Source organism: Corynebacterium sp. HMSC034H07, from assembly GCF_001815175.1.
Lineage (GTDB): Bacteria > Actinomycetota > Actinomycetes > Mycobacteriales > Mycobacteriaceae > Corynebacterium > Corynebacterium hiratae.
On record NZ_KV819537.1, the window covers coordinates 1 to 23,339 of the forward strand.

The 23,339-nt window shown below is 59.1% G+C and carries 21 protein-coding genes and 2 tRNA genes; 8 read left to right on the plus strand and 15 right to left on the minus strand.

What is annotated here, in order from left to right; all coding sequences use genetic code 11:
• Positions 1-84: 84 nt before the first annotated feature.
• The 3 genes from HMPREF3009_RS09290 to HMPREF3009_RS09300 form a co-directional block, all read right to left on the minus strand.
• A tRNA-Arg gene (locus HMPREF3009_RS09290) sits at positions 85-160 on the minus strand.
• Positions 161-326: 166 nt separating this feature from the next.
• Positions 327-1,394 (minus strand): GTP-binding protein, encoded by a 1,068-nt coding sequence (locus HMPREF3009_RS09295; protein WP_070681534.1) that lies wholly within the window; start codon positions 1,392-1,394, stop codon positions 327-329.
• A 33-nt stretch (positions 1,395-1,427) separates the two neighbouring features.
• On the minus strand, positions 1,428-3,002 hold the full coding sequence (locus HMPREF3009_RS09300; protein ID WP_070681536.1) for an SLC13 family permease: 1,575 nt from the start codon (positions 3,000-3,002) through the stop codon (positions 1,428-1,430).
• 394 nt (positions 3,003-3,396) lie between these two features.
• Between HMPREF3009_RS09300 and HMPREF3009_RS09305 the strand changes: the two genes are divergently transcribed.
• Positions 3,397-4,305, plus strand: coding sequence for a DUF559 domain-containing protein (locus HMPREF3009_RS09305; protein ID WP_046648864.1), 909 nt, complete (start codon positions 3,397-3,399; stop codon positions 4,303-4,305).
• Positions 4,306-4,410: 105 nt separating this feature from the next.
• On the opposite strand, the gene HMPREF3009_RS09310 is transcribed toward HMPREF3009_RS09305, so the two are convergent.
• The 6 genes from HMPREF3009_RS09310 to HMPREF3009_RS09335 all read right to left on the minus strand — a co-directional run bounded on the left by HMPREF3009_RS09310 (position 4,411) and on the right by HMPREF3009_RS09335 (position 11,885).
• On the minus strand, positions 4,411-4,710 hold the full coding sequence (locus HMPREF3009_RS09310) for a DUF202 domain-containing protein (RefSeq protein ID WP_070516285.1): 300 nt from the start codon (positions 4,708-4,710) through the stop codon (positions 4,411-4,413).
• Entirely contained in the window at positions 4,707-5,069 is a 363-nt protein-coding gene (locus HMPREF3009_RS09315) for a YidH family protein (RefSeq protein WP_070516283.1), read from the minus strand. The genes HMPREF3009_RS09310 and HMPREF3009_RS09315 overlap by 4 nt, the downstream gene beginning before the upstream one ends.
• A gap of 60 nt (positions 5,070-5,129) precedes the next feature.
• Positions 5,130-5,813, minus strand: coding sequence for a potassium channel family protein (locus tag HMPREF3009_RS09320; RefSeq protein ID WP_070516281.1), 684 nt, complete (start codon positions 5,811-5,813; stop codon positions 5,130-5,132).
• 1 nt (position 5,814) lies between these two features.
• Positions 5,815-7,179, minus strand: a complete 1,365-nt coding sequence (locus tag HMPREF3009_RS09325) for a TrkH family potassium uptake protein (protein ID WP_070681539.1) — start codon at positions 7,177-7,179, stop codon at positions 5,815-5,817.
• A gap of 117 nt (positions 7,180-7,296) precedes the next feature.
• Positions 7,297-9,345 (minus strand): YhgE/Pip domain-containing protein, encoded by a 2,049-nt coding sequence (locus HMPREF3009_RS09330; protein ID WP_070681542.1) that lies wholly within the window; start codon positions 9,343-9,345, stop codon positions 7,297-7,299.
• Positions 9,345-11,885 (minus strand): YhgE/Pip domain-containing protein, encoded by a 2,541-nt coding sequence (locus HMPREF3009_RS09335; RefSeq protein WP_070681545.1) that lies wholly within the window; start codon positions 11,883-11,885, stop codon positions 9,345-9,347. Before HMPREF3009_RS09335 ends, HMPREF3009_RS09330 begins: the two co-directional genes overlap by 1 nt.
• Positions 11,886-12,069: 184 nt before the next feature.
• On the opposite strand from HMPREF3009_RS09335, the gene HMPREF3009_RS09340 reads away from it, so the two are divergent.
• From HMPREF3009_RS09340 to HMPREF3009_RS09350, 3 genes are all read left to right on the plus strand, one after another.
• Positions 12,070-12,459: an NUDIX hydrolase gene (locus HMPREF3009_RS09340; RefSeq protein WP_070564201.1), complete on the plus strand. Its 390-nt coding sequence runs from the start codon at positions 12,070-12,072 to the stop codon at positions 12,457-12,459.
• A gap of 62 nt (positions 12,460-12,521) precedes the next feature.
• A complete protein-coding gene (locus HMPREF3009_RS09345) occupies positions 12,522-13,097 on the plus strand; it encodes a TetR/AcrR family transcriptional regulator (RefSeq protein WP_005292598.1) in 576 nt (191 codons plus the stop codon).
• On the plus strand, positions 13,094-13,456 hold the full coding sequence (locus HMPREF3009_RS09350; RefSeq protein WP_049157746.1) for a DoxX family protein: 363 nt from the start codon (positions 13,094-13,096) through the stop codon (positions 13,454-13,456). Before HMPREF3009_RS09345 ends, HMPREF3009_RS09350 begins: the two co-directional genes overlap by 4 nt.
• A gap of 957 nt (positions 13,457-14,413) precedes the next feature.
• Here the strand turns inward: HMPREF3009_RS09350 and HMPREF3009_RS13465 are convergent.
• From HMPREF3009_RS13465 to HMPREF3009_RS09375, 5 genes are all read right to left on the minus strand, one after another.
• Positions 14,414-15,109 carry a chymotrypsin family serine protease gene (locus HMPREF3009_RS13465; RefSeq protein ID WP_141745871.1) on the minus strand — a complete coding sequence of 232 codons (696 nt, stop codon included), beginning with the start codon at positions 15,107-15,109 and terminating at the stop codon, positions 14,414-14,416.
• Between the two features lie 344 nt (positions 15,110-15,453).
• Entirely contained in the window at positions 15,454-16,113 is a 660-nt protein-coding gene (locus HMPREF3009_RS09360) for a hypothetical protein (RefSeq protein ID WP_070510733.1), read from the minus strand.
• A gap of 506 nt (positions 16,114-16,619) precedes the next feature.
• Complete coding sequence (locus HMPREF3009_RS09365; RefSeq protein ID WP_158010569.1) at positions 16,620-16,967, minus strand: hypothetical protein; 348 nt, start codon at positions 16,965-16,967, stop codon at positions 16,620-16,622.
• Positions 16,968-17,103: 136 nt separating this feature from the next.
• A tRNA-Ser gene (locus tag HMPREF3009_RS09370) sits at positions 17,104-17,192 on the minus strand.
• A 45-nt stretch (positions 17,193-17,237) separates the two neighbouring features.
• Positions 17,238-18,392: a PucR family transcriptional regulator gene (locus HMPREF3009_RS09375; protein WP_070681551.1), complete on the minus strand. Its 1,155-nt coding sequence runs from the start codon at positions 18,390-18,392 to the stop codon at positions 17,238-17,240.
• 113 nt (positions 18,393-18,505) lie between these two features.
• On the opposite strand from HMPREF3009_RS09375, the gene HMPREF3009_RS09380 reads away from it, so the two are divergent.
• The 4 genes from HMPREF3009_RS09380 to HMPREF3009_RS09395 are packed head-to-tail and all read left to right on the plus strand — an operon-like array spanning position 18,506 to position 23,052.
• Positions 18,506-19,903, plus strand: coding sequence for an amino acid permease (locus HMPREF3009_RS09380; protein ID WP_232761063.1), 1,398 nt, complete (start codon positions 18,506-18,508; stop codon positions 19,901-19,903).
• Positions 19,904-19,916: 13 nt separating this feature from the next.
• Positions 19,917-21,590 carry an alpha-keto acid decarboxylase family protein gene (locus tag HMPREF3009_RS09385; RefSeq protein WP_070681554.1) on the plus strand — a complete coding sequence of 558 codons (1,674 nt, stop codon included), beginning with the start codon at positions 19,917-19,919 and terminating at the stop codon, positions 21,588-21,590.
• Positions 21,591-21,600: 10 nt separating this feature from the next.
• Positions 21,601-22,659, plus strand: coding sequence for a histidinol-phosphate transaminase (gene hisC, locus HMPREF3009_RS09390; RefSeq protein WP_070681557.1), 1,059 nt, complete (start codon positions 21,601-21,603; stop codon positions 22,657-22,659).
• Positions 22,660-22,680: 21 nt separating this feature from the next.
• Positions 22,681-23,052 carry a phage holin family protein gene (locus tag HMPREF3009_RS09395; protein ID WP_049157382.1) on the plus strand — a complete coding sequence of 124 codons (372 nt, stop codon included), beginning with the start codon at positions 22,681-22,683 and terminating at the stop codon, positions 23,050-23,052.
• Here the strand turns inward: HMPREF3009_RS09395 and HMPREF3009_RS09400 are convergent.
• Entirely contained in the window at positions 23,049-23,303 is a 255-nt protein-coding gene (locus tag HMPREF3009_RS09400) for a MoaD/ThiS family protein (RefSeq protein ID WP_010188351.1), read from the minus strand. The genes HMPREF3009_RS09395 and HMPREF3009_RS09400 overlap by 4 nt on opposite strands.
• Positions 23,304-23,339: the final 36 nt, after the last annotated feature.

Sequence of the window (23,339 nt, forward strand, 5' to 3'; positions counted from 1 at the left end):
AATCCACACGAAATGTCCCTTAAGCCGGTTTGCCCAACCCACGGAGTAGAAAACGAGAAAAGCCGCCCGAAGGCGGCTGAGTTTTGGTGCGCCCGGAGGGATTCGAACCCCCAACCTTCTGATCCGTAGTCAGATGCTCTATCCGTTGAGCTACGGGCGCAGTCCGTTGGTTCGCAGTGCTTAACGCCGGAGCGTGTGTGCTCTGCTGTGCAACGAGGAATAACTATACCCACACTCCAGAGAACTAACAAATCCCGATGTCAATGCATGTTTTCAACCCAAGAAATGGGCATAGAAATTCACCCCGTGTTCACCTTAAGAAGGGGCTAGACGAGGGCGGCCACTTCGGCGTCGGAAAGCACGGCGTCACGGAAGGACTGAAGCGTGGACTCGTGGTCGAAGTCGATGCCAATGAGCACTAGTTCTGTGCCGGGAGTGACGCCGTTGGCAGCCCACAAGGAGGCCGGCATGATCTGCAGGTTGGGACCAGCCTGTTGCCAGGCGTGGGCCACGCGCAGATCGGTATCAATCCAGCAATAGCCCTTCGAGCGCACCAGGCCTGTGCTGGCACGCAAGGCCTTGAGCAGGCGCTCGCGGTTGAAAGGACGGTCAGCGCGGAAGACCACCGAAGAGATGCCATACTCTTCGGTTTCGGGGGCGTGCGGGTTCGCCAGCTCCTCGGCGTAGCCGTGGTAGGTCGCGGCGGTGGCGGCGTCGTAAAGGTGGGCGTCGAGAACCAGCGCGGGATCGATGACCCCGTTGGTCACCGGCACGACGCGGGCGCGGAGGTTCATGGCACGCACGGTGGCGATGACGCGCTCGGTTTCGGCGGCCTCCACCAGGTCCGTCTTGGTGATGAGGATGAGATCGGCGAACTCAACTTGATCCACGAGGAGATCGGCGATGGTGCGGTCGTCGTCAGGCGTGGCCTCAATGTTCTCGGAGACTAGGCTGCGGCCGCGGCGAAGATTAGTCAGGAACGTGGAGGCATCGACGAGGGAGACCATGGTGTCGATAGGGGCGACGTCGGCAAGCGTGGTGCCGTCCCCGAACTCCCACTCGAAAGTGGCGGCAACGGGCATGGGCTCGGAGATGCCGGTGGACTCGATGACAATCTGATCGAAGCGGCCGGAACGAGCCAGCTTGCCGACGGACTCAATCAAGTCCTCGCGCAACGTGCAGCAAATGCAGCCGTTGGAGAGTTCAACGAAGCGGTCTTCGCCGCGCTCAAGATGGCCCTCGCCGGCGACGAGGGCGGCATCCATGTTGACCTCGGAGAAGTCATTGACAACAACCGCCAGCTTGCGCCCCTCACGGTTAGCAAGCAGGTGGTTGAGAAGGGTGGTCTTTCCGCTGCCTAAGAATCCGGACAGCACAGTAACGGGTGTAGCCATCCCGTAATGATAACGTTTTTCATTATCGGTAGGCTACAGGACCAACCCAAAGACCGGAACGGCAAGCAAGTAAACGGTGATGGTGATGAGCACGCAGCCAATCAGGTTGAGGCCGATGCCGCCCTTGATCATGTCGCCAATCTTGACGTAGCCGGAGCCATAGGCGATAGCGTTCGGCGGGGTCGCCACCGGCAGCATGAAGGCACAGGTTGCGGCCAGCGCCACCGGGATGGTGAGCAGCAGGACGTTGATGTCGCCATTCTCGGTCAGGCCGATGCCCACGGCCACACCGCCCATAATCGGCAGGAAGGTCGCAGCCGTTGCGGTGTTGGAGGTGATCTCCGTCAGGAAGAGCACGAGCAGTGCCACCGAAGCGATCAGCAGGATGGTCGGCAGACCACCCAGCCCCTTGGCCATCTCACCAATCCACAGAGACAGGCCGGACTTGTTGAACATCGAAGACAGGGACAGGCCACCACCGAAGAGCAGGAGCACATCCCACGGCATTTCATTTGCAGTCTTCCAGTCCAGAAGGCGCACACCGGTCTTGGCATCAGCCGGGATAGTAAACAGCAGCAGACCAGCAGCGATACCCACGATGGCATCGTCGTAGTTCGACTCCTTGCCCACCAGGAGGGGGATAATCACCCAAGCCAGGGCCGCACCCAGGAAGATAATGCCCGTCATGATCTGCGGGCCGGTCCATGGGCCAAGCTTTTCAATCTCGGAATCAATGAGCTCGCGGCCGCCTGGAATCTTGTCCATCTCCGGCTTGAACACGGTGATCAGCATGAACCAGGCAATGAACAGGAAGATGAATGCCAGCGGCATGCCCACCATCATCCACTTGCCAAAGCCGAGGACGATGCCGTGAGTTTCCTTCATGTAGCCCGACAGCAGGGTGTTCGGCGGGGTGCCGATGAGCGTGCCCAGCGAGCCAATCGACGCCGAATACGCAATACCGAGCATGAGCGCAGTGGCAAACTTCTTCTGGTTAGCCATGCCACCGACGGCGTCGGCAGTCAGCGAAAGCACCGAAATACCAATCGGCAGCATGACCACTGCGGTAGCGGTGTTGGACACCCACATGGACAAGAAGCCGGTGGCCAGCATGAAGCCGAGGATCAGCTGCTTCGGCGAGGTACCAACAACCTTCACCACGAACAGCGCCATGCGGCGGTGCAAGTTCCAGCGCTGCAGGGCCAGGGCGATGAGGAAGCCACCCATGAACAAGAAGATGGTGGATGAGGCATAGGGCGCACCCACATCCTTAATGGTGCCAACGCCAGCCAGCGGGAAGATGACCAGCGGCAAAAGCGCGGTGGCGGCCAGCGGGATGGCCTCCGTCATCCACCACACACCCATGAGAATCGTCACGGCGGCTACGGCGCGCAGCGCACCCTGGGTGTATTCGGCGTCTTCCTTAGCGCCGGGTGATTGCAACACCGTTTCCACGGCGTTGCTGGGAAAGAGAAACCACACAAGAGCGGCCAAAACGAGACCGAGGATGAGGCCAATGGCCATGCGGCGCCATTCGCGCGTATCGACGCCGCGGTCGTCCTCGCCCTCCGTGTGCGAAGTTGAGACGTGAGTTTGCGGGGTAGTCATCTGCCCCCTCCTTTTCCTGGTTAACCAGCCCCCATTCAGCTGAGAGAGTTATTGAAATCACTGAATGGGCCTACACGTTCAGGCTATCGAGACCACAGACAGCCAACAAACACTTTCGCCCCATTACCCCCACTCAAGCCGAAGATTCACCCCTGTTAGCAAAATCTTTTGCAGATTAGCTGCAAAGAATGCTCACCAATGTGTGGGCATTCCTTACTCAATTCCCCGCCTCCGTAGATCCCCAGACCTCGATCCCGCAACCTGCAGGTGGGCGTCGCCAAGCGCTTGCCGACGCCCCACCACCCACCCGGGAGTTTCGGGATCGAGGTCTGGGGGTTTAGCGCTGCGTACCGCTCGCCGCGCGCGATCCACGCCAATGCGCTACAAGTAAGCCATGAACAACCTAGGCATCTTTCACTACATAGACACCCACATAGTCGATCTGCGCACGCTCACCAACGACGACCCCCGATGGGGCAAAATTCACGCGAGGAAATTCCATAAGCTCGCGTGGTGCTATGCCATTCCCCTGCACCGATGGCTGCACTTGAAACCCTGGGAGCGAGAAACCGCAGAGGTCTATGCCCATGCGCGTGCCGCACCGCGGGCAACTCTCCTGGGCAAAGCGGCGGCTCGCATCCACGGCATCCCTACGCTCACAACGCCGAGCGAGTATTTCGCGACAGTCCCCTCCAACTCCGTTCCCCAAAAATCCAAGCGCCAATACTTCCGCTACAAGCAAACGAAACTCAACAATCAAGTCACAGAAGTCCACGGCATCCGGGTCACTTCTCTCGCGCGTACGGCGATTGATATCGCACGATTCGATGGATTCGTCGAAGGACTCGTCGCCGCAGACTACGTAAGGTCACGACGGGTATCAAAGGACACTCTCAACTGGGTACTCGGCGACATGGGCCGCGTGAAAGGAGTCGCGGATGCACGCCGGGCCGTGGAACATAGCGTCAACAGCTCCGAATCTCCCTGGGAGTCCTACGCGCGGGCGCTCATCCTTGACGCGGACCTTCCGGCGGTTCGCAGCCTGCGCGCCCAATACCGAGTCAATCAGTACTACGCCGACCTCGCGATCAATGACTGGCTCCTCATTGAGATCGACGGCAACGTGAAATACGAGAACGAGCTGGATGAGGTGATTCGGGCCGAGCACCAACGCCAAAAGGCACTCCTCAACCAGGGCTTTGTCGTCTTACGTTTCTCTCCCCAAGAATTGCGCGAAGCTCCAGAAGACTTCATCAACACCATCGCACGGCACTTAGCTGCGGGCCCCCGAAACTTCCGCTAGATCCCCAGACCTGAAACCCGCAACCTGCAGGTGGGCGTCGCCAAGCGCTTGCCGACGCCCCACCGCCCACCAGGGAGTTTCGGGATCGAGGTCTGGGGGTTTGCGCTACCACAGCGCGAAGAAAGCAACCGCGCCGAGAAGCATCGTTCCCAGCGCAACGGCGGCGAGCGCCGAAGCTCCGGGCAGGGCAGGTGATTCGGCCCGGGCCAGGATCTCGTCAGCGTCGCGAAGCTTGGCGGTGGCCAACCACAACACAACGGCCACCACTACCCCAACAATCAGTGCGGCCCATGGCGCAACGGAACGAACGACGAGCAAACCCGCGATGAGGCCGGCGAGACCCGTGCGCTGCCAGGCTAAGCGGGTGCGCTCGGGTTGGAGGCCGGGATCAAAAAGCTCGCTCACGCTAGCAGCTCGCCCACCAGAATCATCAGGCCGATGATGATCACCACACCAACAATCAACGCCAACGCCGGGCTAGCCGGGAGCGGACGCCCATGGCGCATCGCGCGCTCCGAGGCACCCCAGTGAAACCACGCCACCGCCGGCAGGATGATGGCCACGATCAGCATGATGATGGAGACGACGCGAGTCAGCGTGGTGTTCAGAGGTAGCTCGAAGGTCTCCAGGGCCACACCACCGGCGATAAAGGCCAAGGACGTGCGGATCCACGCCAGGAACGTGCGCTCATTAGCCATGCTGAAGCGCGGATCGGGTTCCTCCCCTGTTCCATACACCGAGCCCGGGAAACGTGCCTTCGTCATAGGCGCTACTGTAGCGCCCCGCTCCTCACTGCACAGTGTGAGGCGCCCAGAGCGCGCCGACTAGGACTGCGAGAAGGCCTCCAGATCCGCAGGGCTACCGGCGACGACGATGAGGTCGCGGTGGGTGAGCTCGGTGCCGTCGACAAGCGGGCGCCATTGGCCCGGCCCCTCACAGCGGGAGATGAGCTGGACGTTGTACTCCTCCCATACCTGATGGAGGTTGAGAGGACCCTTGCTTATCGACGCCGGCGGGGTCATCGCCGTCACGCCATAGTCGGTGGCGATTTCCGCAAAATCCTCGAAGCGCCCGCCCAACAGGTGCGCCACGCGGCGACCCGTATCGCGCTCCGGGCGGATCACGTGGTGCACTCCCAGTTGGCGCAGGATGCGGGCATGAGCATCTGAATCGGCCTTGGCCCAGATATCGCTTACCCCGAGCTCCACGAGGTTGGAGGCCGTAAGGATGGAATCCTCCAAATCGGAGCCGATGGCCACGACCACGCGCTCTACTTCATCAACGCCCAGCTGGCGGAGGGCCTCGGCGTCGGTGGTATCCGCGGTCACCGCTTCGGTGAGGTACGCGGCGTGTTCGCGCACGTGCTTCTCCTCGGCGTCGATGCCGAGAACCTCCACGCCGTGCTCCATCAGCTCGCGGGCCAGGGAAGAACCGAACCGCCCCATACCAATGACGACGACCGGTGGAATATTGATGGACGTCTTCTCGCGCCGCAGGGCGCTGAACATGTTAGCCAATGAACGGCCTTTCTTCTGGGTAGCGGTAGCGCAGGCTGATGGTCCGGGCGGCCAGTGCCGCCACGAAAGTGGTGGGGCCTACGCGGCCAACGTACATGATGAGACACAGCATGAGCTGCGATGGTGCGGACAAACTTGCAGTAATACCCGTGGACAAACCCACGGTGGCGAAGGCAGACATGACTTCGAAAGTGACCTGGTCCGCGGTGAACTCGGGGTCCCAGATGCGCAGCGTCGCCACACCTACGGCAACGACGATCATTCCGGCGGCCGTCAGCGCGAGGGCCTGACGGAAGGTGGACAGCGGCAGGCGACGGTGCCCGATGGAGGTGTCTTCCCTGCCCAAGAATTCAGAAATCATCGCCGCGCCCAGAACGCATGCGGTAGTCACCTTGATGCCACCCGCCGTACCGGCGGAGCCGCCGCCGATGAACATCAAGATGTCCGTAACCATCAGCGTCAACGGGTGCGCTTCCCCGTAGTCGATGGCGTTGAAACCGGCCGTTCGGGGCGAAGCGCTCATGAAGAAGGCGTTGATCAGCTTCTGGCCCAGCGGCATCCCATGCAGCACACCGGAACCCTCGGAGAGGAAGAAGACCACGGTGCCACCCAGCAACAAGAACGCGGTGGCGCCCAGCGTCATCCGGGCGGTCATGGACATGCGGTGAATGCGGGGCGTGCCGCCGCGCCAGCGCGTTAGCCGTGCACGGGCCCGTCGCACGAACTCCGCCAACATGGGATAGCCCAGGCCACCGACAATCAGGGCGAAGGCGAGAGGAATCAAAATCCAGCCATCGGCGGCGAAGGAAATGACGCTGTCTGAATAGGTACTAAACCCAGCGTTATTGAAGGCCGAAATGGCGTGGAAGATACCTTCCCACACCGCGCGCCCTGGTGCCACGCCGTGTTCGGTGGCTAGGCGCACGCCGATAAACACAGCGACGATGGCCTCACAGATCAGAGTCATCATCAGGGTGAGCAGCAGGGCATGCCGAATGCCTCCGGAAGCCACAGCACGACCTTCTGCCGCCATGGTCCGGCGGGCTTTGAAACTGATGCGACCGGTCAGAAGCATGCCTGACAGCGATGCCAGGCTCATAATGCCGAGGCCGCCCAGCTGGATGAGCGCGATGATGACCGCTTGGCCGAAGGGCGTCCAATAGGTGCCGGTGTCCTCCACCACGAGGCCCGTCAAAGAGACCGCCGAGGTAGCCGTAAACAGCGCCGGCAGGAACGGTGTCCACTGCGGAACGTTGGCGGAAATCGGCAGCATCAGCAGCAGCGTTCCCACGAGGATGAGCAGGATAAAGCCCACGGCGGTGAGCCGAGCCGGGCCCAGGAAATGACCGCGTTTCACAGCGCTTCAGCTTACTGCCATTTACCTCCGATGGACACTCCCCTCAGCCTTGAATATTGCGATTTTATTATGTGAATCATCACAATCGATAACCCCGAAGGCACCGCGAAGTAACCGCTACATCAGCTTGGTCTTGTCCAAGGTCTCCACCCAGCCGTTGGTGAACTTCTCCAGCGGCTTGTGGAAGACCACGCCCAGAATGAGCATCGGTACGGCAAAGAGCAAGAGGGCGAACAGGGAGAGCCAGTAATCACCGTGGTAAGTTCCGGCGATGGCCGCGCGGAAAGCACGGATGGTATAGGTCGCCGGCAGCCACGGGCTAATGTTCTGGAACCAGTCCGGGAGCACCTGCAAGGGGTAGGCACCGCCCGACGACGATACTTGGACCACCAGCATGAGCACCGCCAAGGCTTTGCCTGCGTTGGCGAAGGAGACCACGAAGGTGTAGCAAATCAGCATAAAGATGAGCGAGCTAACCCAGCCTGCCAGCAGCATGAGAATCGGGTGCGCGGGCTCGATGCCCACGAAGAAGATGAGGCCCAAGATGAGCATCGTCGACTGCATGAGACCAACCGCGACGAACATTCCAAAGCGGCCGAAGAAGCGCTGCATCGGCGAGTACTTGTCCTTGTCCACCACGTCGGTGCGCACGCTCACCGCAGTCAGCAGCGCGCCGACCCACAGGGCCAGCGCCGTGTACATGGGTGTCATGCCGGCACCAAAGCTCTTGACTGGGTAGACCGCTTGCCTGTCGACGTCCACCGGAGCCGCAATCGCGTGCGCCAGAGCATCCGGATCGGAACCGATGAGGTCCGCCAGCTTCTTCAGATCCCCGGATGCCGCAGCGGAGTCGATATCCTTCCGCAGGTCGCCGAACTTGTTGGCCTTATCCTGCAGGCCAGAGGCGAGCTTCTGTACCGCATCCCGAGCATCCGTCAAGGAAGAGGAATCAATCGTGACGGGAGTCTTCGCGGTATCCAGATCCGCGCTCACCTGGCCCAGGGAGTCCTGCAGCGCGCGCAGGGATTCACGCAGACCGGAGGTGGAGATTCCCTCCACTGCCTTCTTGGCATTGTCGATGCTGGAGAGATCCGGCTTCGTGGGCTCGGGAGCGTTCGCGGCTGCTGTAAGTCGCGCGTGGAGAGTGCGCTGCGCGTCGATGGCCTCCTCGATACGGCTGAGCGCCTTCTCTTTATCCCCGGCAGGAAGCGGCAGGGCCTCGATGTGGCCGTGCAGGTTCTGGTATTGCGCAATGGTGCCTTCCACCTGGCCGGCCAAGGTATTGAGCGTGGCGACGCGGTCGGCGCGGGAGGCGGAGGCGTCGTCGTAAAGCGCATCAATGCGTTGGCGCACCACGTCATAACTAGCGCTGGTGGCATCGAGGGATTGCTGCAGGGCGTCCGTGGAAACGTTGAGCGAGGAGGACTGGACCTCCGGAAGCTCCAGGTCCGCCGAGTCCGCAATGCGCTGGGCGCTTTCCATGAGCGGAACCGCAGTATCCACGAGGCCAGCGAGGGAACGCGCGGTACGGGCAGCCATATCCAGCTGAGTCTGCACGCCATCCGCGCGCGCCTGCATCCGGTCCAACACAGCCTTGGTATCGCCTTTGCTCAAGAAGTCCGAGAGCGAAGTGACCAGATCGAAGGACACGTCACCGACCGTCGTCGTGAAAGCCTCGGCAACCTGGGCCGACACACCCTCTGCACCTTGGCCAGTGATCTTCGGAGCCAGCGCGTTCTTCTTCTCATTCATGTAGAAGGACAAATCCGCGGGCTGGGAACCATCCGTGTAGAAGTTCATCATGTCGGTACTGAAATCTTCCGGAAGCACGATGGCTGCGTAATACTCACCGGACTTGGTACCTTCAATCGCCTCATCGGAGGTGGTCACAACCCAATCCAGCTGCTCGTTCGCGCGCAGCTCATTGAGTACTTGATCGCCGACGTTGATGGGCACCGGCAACAGATCGCTCTCATAGCCGGTGTCCTTGCTGGCCACCGCCACCTTGAGCTGGCTGGTGTTATCAAAGGGATCCCAGCTAGCCAACACGTTAAACCACGTGAACAGCATCGGAATGACGACGAGACCCACGAGCATCACCGCGCTCATCACGTTGCGGCATGCGGTGCGCATGTCATTGAGGAAAAGATCGAGTGTTCCACGCATTAATTATCCCCCTCCGTGGAATCCGCGCCGGCGCGAGCCGGGTGTTTGATGTCATCTTCATCCAGCGTCACGAGCTCCGCGGACTGCTTCAGGCTAATGCGCAGGTATTCCAGGGTGACCGCGGCGACAATAATAAGGAAGCACCACGCCGTCCAAATGCCCAAGAGCAACGGCTTCTGGTCGGGCAAGAGGCCCGAGACGACGATGAGGATGACCGCGCCGACAACGCCCGCGATGGCCACCAGCTTGAGCCAGTAGCCCCAGTTATGAGCGCGGCGGTCCAAATCCCTCTTGAGGCCACTGCGGCTATCCAGCGCCTGGATGACGTCCGCGATGCGGTAGCCGGAGCCCACAACCTGCACGTTTTCATAGTCGAAGAGCTCGGTGTCCTTCAGCTCGCGGTTGAAGATGACGTTGAAGTGCGCCAACGCCTTGCGCAGTAGAAGGCCGAAGACAAAGAACAGAATGAACATGAAAGCGAGCACGCCCATGTTCTTGACATAGTGGTTGCCGTAGAACCCGCCGATGGTTTCGCGCATGGCGTCGATGCCGTAGGTGAAGGGCAGCAATGGGTAAATGGTGTGGAAGAAGCTGGGCAGCAGCTCAATCGGGTACAGGCCCGACGCACCTGGAATCTGAATGATGGCAAAGACCACGCAGAGGCCGCGGCCGAGGTGACCCAGGGACGTCGACAACCCATAGATAATGCTCAAGTAGGCCAGTCCCACGAGCACGCCCGTCAGGATGAAGACAGGCGCGTTCACGGTCTGCACGCCGATGAGCAGATCACCCACGGTCACCGTGACGGCCTGGATGATGACCATCAGGGCCATGAGGAGGAAGCGGCCCAAGTAGGCCTGGCCCACCGTGATGCGGTCGAAGCCCTCCTTATCGACCTCAACCCGGAAGATCACCATGAGGACGAAGGCACCAATCCACAGAGAGAGGTTAGTAAACAGCGCCGCCATGGCGGAGCCGTAGCTGTCCACCGGGTACACGGTTTCGGTCTTCAGCTCGATGGGCTCCGCAAAGAATTTACCGATTTCTTCCGCGTCCAGCCCGGTGACATTTTGAACAACTTTGGAGTTCATCGCAGCCCGCAGCGAACCCACATCGCCCTGCATAGCGCGCAGGCTGTCCTGCAGGGCCAGGAGGTTGGTATCGAAATCGGACAAGGTGTCCTTCGTGGCGCGCAGCTGCTGGGCCACGCCGTCCAGGAGACCATTGGCCTCCTGCATGGTTCCCTTCTGAGCTTCCAGGGTGGAGCTCAAAGCACTCGCCATGGAGCTCAGATTGCTCATGGCACGGTTGATTTCCGGCACGGCGGTGGTCACGGTATCGCGCAGCGTCTGCGACGTGGCCTTGGTATCGGCCGCTGCCTGGTTGATGGCCTCCGCGCTAGCCTGCACGTTGTCCGCTGCGGCCTGGGTATCCTTGCTCAGCGCAGTCAGGTTCCCCACCAGCTGACGGTTGGATTCATTGCCCTCATCGAGGCGCTGGATGGCGTCATCAATTTCCTTGGCCACCTGCGGTGAGAGCGTTGCGGAATCGCGCAGGGCTTTAAGCTGCGCAATCGATTCCGCACTCGCGTCAATAGCAGTGTTCGCTCGCTGCGTGGCGTAATCGAAGCGGTCACCAGCCTGGTTCAGGCCCGCAGTGACATCCGCAATAGATTCCTGCGCCTGGGCAGTACCGTCCGCCACCGCACTTGCGCCACTGACGAAGGCACCTGTGGTCTGGTCGGTGAAATCACCGATGCCTCCTTGAGCTTGCTCGACTAGGGATGAGACCTCGGCGAGGGCTGTTTGGGCGTCGCCCAGCGCAGCACTCACATCAGCCACCGTAGACTTGGCGCCCACCGTGGAATCAGCAGCGGCGTCAAGCTTTCCCTGGATCCGCGCAAGGTTCTCGCGGTTGCCGTCGATCTCCTGCGCGGTCTCCCCGAACGCGGAGCTGGTGTTGTTCATCGCGCGCGTGACTTTTCGCTCAAATTCGGTACCAGTGTCCTTGACGTTTTCCGCCGCGACCGTGGCCACCTGCTCCTTGAAGGCCGCCGTGATCTGCTTGTCCAGACCTTTGGCACCAGTATCCGTAATCTTCACGGCGATGGCGTTGTTTTTCTCGTTGACGCGGTAGACCAGTTGCGGCTGCGTGAACTTCCCGTCGAGCATGCTCACGAGGTTCTCGCTAAAGTCCTCAGGAATCGTCACCGAGGCATACACGTCCCCCTCTAAAAGGGCTTTCTCGGCTTCGTCGCGCTCAAGGAATTGCCAGCCTAACTGGTCATTCTTTTTCAGCTTTTCAATGACCTCGCTGCCGACATCAATGTCCCCAGTGAGCTCATTGTTAGCACCCTTATCCTCGTTGACCACGGCCACCTTGATGTTGTTGGTATGGCCATAAGGGTCACGAAAAGCCGCGATGTTCACCCATGAATACAACGCGGGGGTGATGATGAGCCCGATGAGGATGATCCACGCCCTGGGGACGCGGCCAAGCCTGGCTACATCTCTGATAAAAATCTTCCAACTTTGGCGCACTGAAGGCAGTGTACCCGTTGAAGCTTCGAGTCTCTAACCTGCCGAAACCCATAACGTAATTTCCATGATTAACAATTAAAGGTTGATATGGTTTGCTAAAACAAAACCCTTGCCCACACCCCGCCAACTTGTATTGATAAACAAATTTTTCTAGCACTTTCACTACCCACTACAATCAGCAGCCATGATTGAAGTAGCAGCCGTCGTCATCCGCAACCCACAAGGCCACGTGCTTACCGTGCGCAAGAAGTCCTCCACCAAGTACCAACTGCCCGGCGGCAAGCCCGAGGCGGGCGAGGCGCTTGTCGACGCCGCCCTGCGCGAAGTTGCCGAAGAAGTAGGCCTCACCCTCGACGCCGAGAGCCTCAACAAACTCGGCACCTTCGACGCTCCCGCCGCCAACGAACCGGGCGAGGTCGTCGTCGGCACCATCTTCACCTACACCCGCACCGTCACCACCGACGAACCCCACGCCGCCGCCGAAATCGGGGACACCGCCTGGGTCAACCCAGCAGCCCCCGACCGCGAGCTTGCACACCTGCTGCGCGACCGCGTCTTCCCCACGCTGGCCTAGCGCCAACTGTCAACACTTCGGCGTCATTGACCTCGAAACCATCAAGAGCTACCCTTTTGAACATGTTCACTGAACACGTTCACTCATCGCGCTCGGCCGCCAAAGCTGGCACCGTCAGCAAGGTCCTAGCCACCGCCTACGAACTCTTCCTCACTCAGGGCTACGCCACCACCAGCATCCGGACTATCGCATCCGAAGCTGGCGTTAGCGTGGGAACCGTCATGGGAGTCGGCGACAAACAAACGCTGCTCATCCGCACCATTGGCCAACACATTTCAGAACTCCACGATGACATCCGGGGACAATCCGATAGCCTTCTCGATGTCCTGAGACCTTTCCTCCAGATGTTTACCGGCCACGAAGAGCTCTCCCGCGCCTTTGGCGCAGCACTCATCCAACAAGGCAATCAAGGCGAAGCGCTCACCGCACTCAAAACGCTCCTGACCGATGAAATCACCCTGCGACTCGGCACCAGGCTCAGCAGCGCCGATGCGGCCGAGTACGCCGACCTGCTGTACAACGTCTACCTCGGCTTACTCATCGGCTGGGCCGCCGGAATCTACGACACCGAGCACCTCACATCCCAAGCCGCCTCATCGATCGAACGCCTCAACACCGCATTCGGAGTAACCCAATGATCCTAGAATCTTCCCCAGCCTGGCCCTCCCTTCTACTAGCAGCCATTCTGCTTGGCGACGCCGCCCTCTCCCTCAAACCAGTCCCCTTCATCGAAGCCTGCCTCAGCGGCGTCAAACTCCCCAAGGACTGGTGGTGGGCGCTCATTGTCATCAAGTGCCTCGCCGCCGTAGGACTCATTGCCGGCCTCTGGTTCCCCGGCGTAGGAATCACAGCCATGATTGGAGTCATCGCCTATTTCTGCGCGGCCGCAGCAGCCCATGTCCGCGCCCACTTCCTCGGTAGCGCATTCTGGATCAACTGCTTAGGCATGCTCGCATTCTCCATCGGAGTACCGATCCTGACGCTCGCACTGACTTAAGACACCAGTCAACCATTCACGGCTTCCAGAAGGAAGATGCATCATCGCACCTATTGATTGATGACTTGATGCTTTCTACCCTAAAGGTATGCACACCAGGATAAACCTCCCCTCCTTCGATTGCGGCGGACCAGCTCTAGTTGATCTCAGCGACAAAGAAGCCGTATGGGCGGTGCTCGATGATCATTCCTGATGTCAACATTCTCGTTTATACCTTCCACTCCGCAGCACCACAACATAAACCCGCTCAGCAGTGGTTAAGTGGTGCGCTGAATCGGCATGAAACAATTGGGCTCCTGGATGTTGTGGCAACGGGCCTTGTTCGAGTTATGACCAACCACAAGCTATTCCACAAACCACTAACCGCCCAGCAAGCACTGACTGCACTCAATACCATTCTAGCGGCCCCAAACGGGCACTCTTTTGAGCTCCAGCCCAGGGACCTGGACAACCTTCACTGAACTGGTGCGCTTGCACAAGCTTAAAGCCAGCGACATCCCTGATGCCTGGATAGCCGCGTCCGTAATAGAAGAAGAAGCAACCTTACTGAGCCAAGATCAGAGCTTTGCCCGCTTCCGAGAGCTGCGCTGGCACCCGCTTCTAGAATGACAACAACAAACGCAGATCCCGAGCCACCGGTGAACGATGACTAGGGTTCTATAAGTTGAAGCAGCGAAATCAAGCAATCAATAAACCGACAAGCCCTCGACTAAAGCGACAAAATTAACGCACTCTAAAACTTCTCGATGTTAGGACAAGGACTAGTATTGAGGCATCTGCCGATGGCGCTACGTCCGCCGACTAACAAAATACACTCGGCAACAACCAACACCGTCCAAATCCGACTCGTCGCTAGCGCAGGAAGTCGTTGAGCAGATTCCGCCTCCTCTTTTGCGTAGCAGCTGCAACTAGTCGTTAGATAAAGCGGAAAATCTCCTAGCAAACAGGCTGTGTAATTTAACCATTTCCTTTACACTCATTAGAAGAAGAGTCTTCAGAGAGTTTTTCCTCCAGGAAAGAAAGCGGCGTGATAGTAGTATCCCCTTTCCCATTGCCGCCTTCAATGAGGGCCACCAATTCTCCTGCAGGATTATAGACAGGGGCGCCTGAATCCCCAGGTTTTGAAGTCATTTGAGCCTTTAGAGTTCGCGCCTGATATTCTCTCCCATTGATGGAAAATGCCTCACAATATAAGTTCTTGTCGTTGACAACCCCATCAATTCTCCCTCCGAGAAAGGTTTTTGCAAAAATAGCTGAAGGTATTTCGATACTTTTATCACTAATTTTATCAGCCCGAAGAACGTAATCTACCGGAGGATCAAGAAGTATTTCTGAAACATCTATCCCTTGGTTACTCCACAAGTAGTTTTCACCAATACTTCCAATACGCCTACCTTTCGAATACACTTCATCCGCACTTTCACCACAATGACCGGCAGTCAAGGCCCGCTGCTGGGAAATGATAGTCACAGAACACGTCACCGCCCCTCGGGGAGGACCCACCTGCACCTCATCTCCACTTTCAATATATGAAAGAGGATCGAAATTCCTCTGTTGAGCAGTAGATATTGATGAAGCCGTGGCCCCAAAAGATACGCTAGCCAGAAAGAAAAGAGCTAGCCTGCCTACTATAGAAATAGTATTTTGTTTCATAACTTAATAAATAATCAATCTAAAACAGAGGCAGGCCCGCTAAAATACCCACCTCTGCTCAGATATTTACTTCTTCCCAGATGGAACAAACACAAGGAAAATGACCAAAATTGCTAGAGCAATCGTGACCCCATACGGCCACTGAAGTTGAGCGGAAAGCATCATCAATAAAACGCCCACAGTGGCCAATATCTTTTTCCACATATTTTACTCTCCAGAACCATTTCTATTCTTGCCAGGCGGCAGATTCTCTTGGACTGTTATCTGAACAATGCAGAAACATCCATATGGCAAAATTCCAATTACCTTTCCCTAAACCCCTTTCTGTTTAGAGGAAGGATAATTTATTGAAAACCAACCCGCTGAGGATATGCATTATGTGTGAAAGCGCCAGCCACAATCGAACCAATGCCATAGTCTGCATACATACCACCGGGCGCAAGACCAGCAATAGCCCCTCCAGTAGCTAGGATTTTGGAAAGAACTGGCTCGGGAATCCAGACTCCAGCGATTGTGACACCGCCACCCACCCGGTTAATCGTCGTTTTAGACAGTAGCACCCTCACATAAGTCCCATGGAATTCAATTCCATTCCGACCCTCTTGAAAGTATGGATCAATGTCATCATCATCAGCGCTCGAAATCTTCGGCCCTTTTTCCCAGAAAGTTATCGAGTCTCCCGCCACCTTCATCTCAAGGTTACTATCAGCCTTGGCCTCGCTGATCCTTTCGTTCTGAGTCTCTACTTCATTTTTGATTTCTTGCAGTTCCTTTTGCGAAAGAGCGCTTTCTGCCTCTCTAGCAATCGCGAATTGGTCTCCCTGAAGGAAAACATAGGAATCTGCTTTTTCCGCAACTTCTGAGGAAACAGAAGACTGAGAGGCATTATTCTGAGTCGACTCAGCGAGGTCAGTCTCAGTACCGGCACTAGCATTGACTGGTGCAAAAACTGTTGCTGCCGCAACCAGCACCACTAAACGCGTAGATTTCTTGAGACGATACATGTCCATAATCCTTTCTAGAAAAGATGGCTGAAAATCGGACACCCCCTAGAGTTACATCCAGTAGGGATAATTGGAAGCAAAAGATGAAAAATGTAGACTATCGTATAAACTTCCTCAAGATTTGTTGCGAGGGCGCACAAGAAGGAATATAATCTCTCCCCTTCCCCGCAAACACTAGTCTTTTGAGACTCGGGTTAACCAGCGCCCCAAAGACTGGTGGGCGCTCATTGTCATCAAGTGCCGCGCAGCCACAGGAGTCATCGCCGGATTCTGGTTCCCAAGCGTAGGAATCGCAGCCATGCTTTGAGTCATCGCATTTTTCTGCGCAGCCGCAGCAGCCCATGTACGCGCCCACTTCCTCGGCAGTGAATTCTGGATCAACTGCTTAGGCATGCTCGCGCTCTCAACCTGTGTGTTGATCCTGACTCTAGTGCTGAGTTAGGAGACCGAAAATTCTTCGGAACCACCCTGCCCTCATTTCTCCATCAAGCACATTCGCCAGATAATTACTTCTTTTTCATCCCCCACCTCACTACGCCGTTCGTTGCTTCGGGAAGTGGCTGCGGGGAATAGCACTCATGAATTTTCGAAAGAACAAAATATTCGGAGAAAGGGATCTGTTCACAATGGACTCTACCTTTTGAATCCCACGCGAAAGCGTTCAAATCATACCAAGCCTTGAATTGGCGTTGCAGGCAATCAAAACCATTAATTCCAAAGAAGCTACACAGCTCGGAAATAGTAAATTCAGCTACAACGCTTTCTTCATGCAACCTAATTCGAACAAAGCTCTCATCGGGATCGATGTTCGCGTTACTTTCCACATCCCAAATTGGCCCTTTTAGTAACTCCACGACGCTCCCAGCCAGCATAGATTAAGCTCAGCGCCTTCATTCTAAGTTCTCTGCTCACGGGCGGCTGACATACAAAGCGACTGAAACATAAAATCCCGAGCCACCGGTGAAACGATGACTCGGGTTCTGCAGTTTGCGGAGACGAGAGGATTTGAACCTCCGGACCTACGCAAGTAAGTCAACTCCTTAGCAGGGAGCCCCATTCGGCCGCTCTGGCACGTCTCCAGCGATTCGCAATGAATCGTCCATCACTCTACCTGAGCGCTTCCCCTAGGGACAAAATGGGGCTTCCCTATTCTTTCCCTGAAGCGCCGCATGCAGCTTGAGGGCCACGTAGAGAGCCGCGCAGCGCCAGCCATCATCCAGCACGCCGGGCCCGAGAATCTCACGCACGCGGTCTAGGCGGTAGTGCAGTGTAGCGCGGTGAATGTAGAGCGCAGCGGCGGTCGCAGAGACGTTGCGGGAATGCTCAAAGTAGGTCAGCAGGGTATGCCAGTAGGAATTGCGGGGGTCGTCGAGAAGCACGGCGGCATCGGGGCTCATCTCCACCACGGTTGCCGGGGTCAGCTCCCACCCGCGCAGCAGGCGCCACGCGCCGGCCTCCTCCCAGCGCAGCGAATCCTGGCCGCAGAGCTTGGCCACGTCCGCCATGAGTCGCGCCTGCGGGGCCGTCGGCGCCGAGCCGCGCGCCACTACCTCAGCGCCGGCGACAAGCGCGGCACTCTGTAGCTCCTCCATGAGGGCCTCGGTGTCCTTGTCATCGCGACGGCACTCAATGAGCACGAGGGAATCGTGAGAATCCGCAACCAGGAAAGGACGGCGCACCAGCGGGCGGGCAAGCTCCACGGCCACCGCGCGCTGATCGCCTTCCACCAGCACGCGATGCACGGTCAGCTCGCCATCGGAAGGCAAAAGATCGCGCTCACGCGCCCCGGCCAGCGCGGCTGGATCACCGGCGAGCACCTCGCGCGCCAGCTCGCCGAGCTGTTGGGCGCGGGCGGCGAGGGGCGCATCGCGTTCGTCGATAAGCCTGGCTAGCGGAGCCGTTAAAGAACCGAGGCGGACCAAGGGGGCATCACCCAGCGCGGGCTCATCAATAATCCACAGATAGCCCACGAGCCGATCCTCATGACGCAGGGGGATGACCACGCGAGGCAGCATGTCATAGCGCGGGTTGGCGGGCAGGCGAACCGGCAGAACCGCCTCTTGAATACCGAAACTCAGCATCCACGGAATCGGCTCCGGGGGCGGGGTGCGATTAAGAATAGAGGCCGCCCGGTTCTTATCGATGGCACCGATTTGCGCACTAGCCGCGATCACCGCGATGGCGGGGGTAGTCACCTCAACGGAACGCTGCAGGATCTGGGCACAATCGTCGACGATGTCTTGAATGTTCATCAGCTGCGGGGGCGGCACTTTTGACATATGTCAAAGATACTTAAGAATATTGTCTAGTGACAAACAAAACTGTGCTGCGCAATAATCTCCTACAGCTAAATGACCCATGTCACACATATACGTTCATGAAGGGCGTCTTTATGACCACAACCAATAATTCCGTCAAAGCACAGGACGTTGTCGCCAGCGACAACACGAGTGCAGACGACGGCCTGCAGCGCGGCATGAAGTCGCGCCACCTGCAGATGATCGCTTTTGGCTCGTGCATCGGCACGGGCCTCTTCTTAGGCTCCGGCGCCTCCATCCAGGAGGCCGGTCCCGGCGTTATCGCCGCCTACGCCATCGGCGGCTTCATCATCTTCCTCATCATGCGCATGCTTGGTGAGATGGCCGTGGAGCACCCCGTCGCAGGCTCCTTCAGTGCTTATGCCCGCGAGTACATCGGGCCCATCGCCGGTTTTGTCACCGGTTGGAACTGGTGGTTTACCACCATCGTCGTCGGCATGCTGGAGCTCACCGCCGCCGGCACCATCATGGATTTCTGGTTCCCCGGGATCCCCCACTGGCTCACCGCCCTCGTCGCGCTCGTCATCGTCACCGCCATCAACCTGGTGCACGTCGGTGCCTTCGCCGAGGCAGAGTTCTGGCTCTCCCTCATCAAGGTCGCCGCGCTCATCCTCATGATCATCGTCGGCGCGGCCATCGTCTTTGGCCTCACCCCGGAGCCCGCCCTGGGCTTAAGCAATATCACCGAGCACGGTGGCTTCTTCCCCAACGGCGCTACCGGCATGCTCTTCTCCCTCGTCGCGGTGATTTTCTCCTTCGGCGGCATCATCTCCATCGGCACCGCCGCAGGCGAGGCGCAGGATCCCGCCAAGAGCCTGCCCAAGGCCATCAACAACGTCATCTGGCGCATCCTCCTCTTCTACGTCGGCGGCATCAGCATCATCGTGCTGCTCGCCCCGTGGAATGAACTCGATACTTCCACCTCACCCTTCGTGCGCGCACTGAGCACCCTGGGCATTACGGCCGCCGCCACGGGCCTTAACCTCATCGTGCTGGTCGCCGCCGTCTCCGTGTTCAACACCATGACCTTCTCCGGCGCGCGCATGCTGCGGGACCTCTCCCGCGGCGGCCAAGCCCCACCCTTCTTCAATTCCGTCAGCGCCAAGGGCGTGCCGGTTCGCGCCTTGCTCTTCAACTCTTTACTCATGGGCTCGGCCGTGCTACTTAACTTCCTCTTCGAGGGCAAGATCCTGATTGTTCTCCTCGCCATCATCGTTGGTGCGGAGCTCATCTCCTGGTCCGCCATCGCCCTTGCACACCTGAATTTCCGCAAGCGCTGCCCGGACGCGGCCTTCCGCGCGCCCCTCTACCCCTTTGCCAACTACCTGTGCTTGGCCTTCTTCGCACTCGTCATTGTTTTGATGTTCATGCTGCCCGACTACCGCACCGGCGCCATTGTCCTACCCTGTTGGATTGTGACCTTGGCCCTCATCTGGCTGGGCAAGAAGCGCCACGACGCCCGAAACAAATAGAAAGGACCCTCTCATGCAGACCACCATTGGTGATTTCATCCTGGACCGCCTCAAGGCCATCGGCATTACTGAAATCATCGGCGTACCCGGTGACTTCAACCTGAGCTTCCTCGAGCAGATTGAAGCTTCCGAGGGCATCCGCTTCGTCGGCGCCTGCAACGAGCTCAACGCCGCCTATGCTGCCGACGGCTATGCCCGCCAGAAGGGCGTGGGCTGCCTGCTCACCACCTATGGCGTGGGCGAGCTTTCCGCACTCAACGGCATCGCTGGTGCCCGCGCTGAGCACGTCCCGCTGGTGTCGCTGGCAGGCGCGCCGCCGCAGTACGCCACGGAGTTCCGCTGGAACCTGCACCACTCGCTTGCCGACGGCGACTATGCCAACATGCTGGATTCCTTCGCGCCCTTCACCGAAGTGGCCACACGCGTGTCCCCCATGAACGTGGTCGAGGAATTCGACCGCGCCCTGCACACCTGCCTGCGCGAGAAGCGCCCGGTGCACATCCAGATCCCGTCCGATATCACGCACTTGACCATCGAGGTCCCTGACGAGCCATTCTCCACCGAGCTGGCTCCCTCCGATCCGGAGCGCCTCAACGCCGCTGCGGATTACGTGTTAGAGCACCTTGCTAAGGCCAAGGACGCGATCATCCTCATCGACCAGGACACCAACCGCCACGGTTTCACGGAGAAATTCCGCGCCATCATCGACAAGGCCCAGCTGCCCTACTCCCAGCTCTCCTCCGGCAAGGCCATCCTGTCTGAGCGCCACCCGCTCTTCATCGGCACCTACAACGGCGCGGCCTCTGCCCCGGGCGTGCAGGAGCGCATCGAAAAATCCGACTTCCTGGTCACCACGAACCCGCGCTTCATCGAGGTCAACTCCGGCTCCTTCACCCACAACCTGGCCGATGCCCGCGTCTACAACTTCGGCGACCAGCACCTCAACGCCGACGGCGAGTACTTCGTGGGCATCAATACGCTGGAGCTTCTCGACGTCCTCCTCGACCGCATCCCGGAAGCCGGGGCATCGACAAGCGCGGCTTTCGAACCCGAGCCCTTCGAGCCGAACCCGGATGCCCCGCTGACCCAGGAACGCATCTGGCCGCAGATGCTCGGCTTCATCCAGGAAGATGACGTGGTCATCGCCGAGGCCGGCACCTCCAATATCGGGCTGGGCCAGCAGCGCATGCCCGAGGGCGTGCAGTACATCAACTCCACCATCTGGGGTTCCATCGGCTTTACCCTGCCGTGCGTGCTCGGTTCGCAGCTGGCTAACCCGGAGCGTCGCCACGTCCTCTTCATCGGTGATGGCTCCTTCCAGCTCACCGCCCAGGAGCTCTCCACCATCGTGCGCCAGGACCTCAAGCCCATCATCGTGCTGGTCAACAACGATGGCTACACCATCGAGCGCTACATCCTGGGCATGGAGCGCGAGTACAACGAGATCCAGATGTGGGACTACACGGCTCTGCCGAAGGTGTTCATGAAGGACACCACGATGGAGTCCTACGTGGCCTCGACCGAAGGCGAACTAGCGAAGGCCCTAGAGGACATCGCCGCCCACCCGGAGCGCGGCGCCTTCCTCGAGGTGCGCCTCGACGCTTTCGATGCGCCGAAGGGACTTCAGGCCTTCGGCCCGCAAACTGCAGAATTCGACTTCGGGCCCCGCGGCCCCCGCAACGCCTAAGGTGGAGAACATGATTCGACCAGACCTTTCCTCCCTGCCCGTCTATGTCCCCGGCAAGAATGCCGAGCACGCCTTGAAGCTCTCCTCCAACGAGGCAACCCAGGAGCCGCTGCCCGGCGCGCTCAAGGCCATGGAGACTGCCGTCGCGCACGTTAACCGCTACCCGGACATGGGTGCGGTGGAAATCCGCAAGGCACTCGCCGAAAACCTCGGCGTCACTCCGGAGCAGGTCACCACCGGTGCGGGGTCCTCCGCCATCTGCCAGCAGCTGGTGCAGATCACCTCCGTGCCCGGTGATGAGATTGTCTTCCCCTGGCGCTCCTTCGAGGCTTATCCCATCTTCGCGCAGGTCGTGGGCGCTACCCCGGTCAAGGTTCCGCTCACCGCGGATCACCGCGTGGACTTGGACGCCATGGCGGCTGCCATCACGGACAAGACTCGCCTGATCTTCGTGTGCAACCCGAATAACCCCACCGGCTCCATCATCACCAAGGAGGAGTTCGACGCCTTCCTGGCCAAGGTCCCGAAGGACGTCATCGTGGCGCTCGATGAGGCCTACATCGAGTACAACCGCAACGACGCCGTCCCGCTGGCCACCGACTATGTCCACACCCACGACAACGTCATTGGCCTGCGCACCTTCTCCAAGGCCTATGGCCTGGCCGGTGTCCGTTTGGGCTATGCCTTCGGCAACGCCGAGATCATCGAGGCCTTAAGCAAGGTGGCCATTCCTTTCTCCGTGAACTCGGTAGCGCAGGCGGGTGCGGTGGCCTCGTTGGCCGCCCAGAACGAGCTACGCGAGCGCACCGATGAGACCGTTGAGCAGCGCGACCGCCTGGTCACGCACTTCGCGGACTTTGGGGTTCCGGAGTCCCAGGCCAACCACATCTGGTTTGCCGCCGACAGCATCGCGAAGCTGGGCTCCCCGCAGGACGTCGCCGCAAAACTCGCGGAGAATGACGTCCTGGTCCGCGCCTTCCCCGAGGGCGTGCGCATTTCCGTCACCACGGCGGAGGAAACCGAAATCCTGCTTAAGGCCTGGGACGCTGCCTTCGGTGCAGAGGGTTAGTTTCCGCGTTAGAGTGCAGTTGTGAAGACATTTATCAATTTTGCACTCAACGTCATTGCCGTCGCGGTGGCCTTCTGGGCAGTAGTGGCGATTGTCCCTGGAATCGACATCGTTCCTGCGACCACCCAGAATTTCCTGCTCATCGCGGCGGTCTTCATCATCGTCAACGAGGTCGTCACCCCGGTACTTCGCTTCCTCGGCGCACCGCTGACCTGCCTCACACTGGGCCTCTTCGCGCTCGTCATCAACGGCGCGGTCCTGCTCCTCGTCAGCGCGCTCATGGACTCGCTCGTCATCGACGGTTGGGGTGCCGCCATCATCGGCGCGATTGTGCTTGCGGTTGTCTCCGGCGTGGTGAACTTCTTCACCAGCCCGCTGCGGGTCCGCAACTAACCCCCAGCAAAAGGCGGGAGGACGTCGACACGGGAAGCGTCGGCAAGCACGGCGTCCTCGGTAGCGCTCGCGCCATCCACCAGGAAGGTGCAGCGCTCCAGCACCTCCGCAAAGCTCATGCCGGCCTCGGTGCTGCCAGTATGCCGAGCACGCAACACGTCCAGCAACTCCCCCAAGGTCGCCGCCTGCGCCGTGTCTTGCGCGCGCCCCGCGGCAGCGCGGGCTGCGGCAAAGTAGTGTATGTCAACCATGGTTGCCACTATGCCAGCCTCCGTGACAGGAAGGAA

Excerpts from the sequence above, each read along its gene's own strand:
- HMPREF3009_RS09295 (WP_070681534.1), bottom strand. The coding sequence starts at position 1,394 with ATGGCTACACCCGTTACTGTGCTGTCCGGATTCTTAGGCAGCGGAAAG.
- HMPREF3009_RS09300 (WP_070681536.1), bottom strand. The coding sequence starts at position 3,002 with ATGACTACCCCGCAAACTCACGTCTCAACTTCGCACACGGAGGGCGAG.
- HMPREF3009_RS09305 (WP_046648864.1), top strand. The coding sequence starts at position 3,397 with ATGAACAACCTAGGCATCTTTCACTACATAGACACCCACATAGTCGAT.
- HMPREF3009_RS09315 (WP_070516283.1), bottom strand. The coding sequence starts at position 5,069 with ATGACGAAGGCACGTTTCCCGGGCTCGGTGTATGGAACAGGGGAGGAA.
- HMPREF3009_RS09320 (WP_070516281.1), bottom strand. The coding sequence starts at position 5,813 with ATGTTCAGCGCCCTGCGGCGCGAGAAGACGTCCATCAATATTCCACCG.
- HMPREF3009_RS09330 (WP_070681542.1), bottom strand. The coding sequence starts at position 9,345 with ATGCGTGGAACACTCGATCTTTTCCTCAATGACATGCGCACCGCATGC.
- HMPREF3009_RS09340 (WP_070564201.1), top strand. The coding sequence starts at position 12,070 with ATGATTGAAGTAGCAGCCGTCGTCATCCGCAACCCACAAGGCCACGTG.
- HMPREF3009_RS09345 (WP_005292598.1), top strand. The coding sequence starts at position 12,522 with ATGTTCACTGAACACGTTCACTCATCGCGCTCGGCCGCCAAAGCTGGC.
- HMPREF3009_RS09350 (WP_049157746.1), top strand. The coding sequence starts at position 13,094 with ATGATCCTAGAATCTTCCCCAGCCTGGCCCTCCCTTCTACTAGCAGCC.
- HMPREF3009_RS13465 (WP_141745871.1), bottom strand. The coding sequence starts at position 15,109 with ATGAAACAAAATACTATTTCTATAGTAGGCAGGCTAGCTCTTTTCTTT.
- HMPREF3009_RS09360 (WP_070510733.1), bottom strand. The coding sequence starts at position 16,113 with ATGTATCGTCTCAAGAAATCTACGCGTTTAGTGGTGCTGGTTGCGGCA.
- HMPREF3009_RS09375 (WP_070681551.1), bottom strand. The coding sequence starts at position 18,392 with ATGTCAAAAGTGCCGCCCCCGCAGCTGATGAACATTCAAGACATCGTC.
- HMPREF3009_RS09380 (WP_232761063.1), top strand. The coding sequence starts at position 18,506 with ATGACCACAACCAATAATTCCGTCAAAGCACAGGACGTTGTCGCCAGC.
- HMPREF3009_RS09385 (WP_070681554.1), top strand. The coding sequence starts at position 19,917 with ATGCAGACCACCATTGGTGATTTCATCCTGGACCGCCTCAAGGCCATC.
- hisC (WP_070681557.1), top strand. The coding sequence starts at position 21,601 with ATGATTCGACCAGACCTTTCCTCCCTGCCCGTCTATGTCCCCGGCAAG.
- HMPREF3009_RS09400 (WP_010188351.1), bottom strand. The coding sequence starts at position 23,303 with ATGGTTGACATACACTACTTTGCCGCAGCCCGCGCTGCCGCGGGGCGC.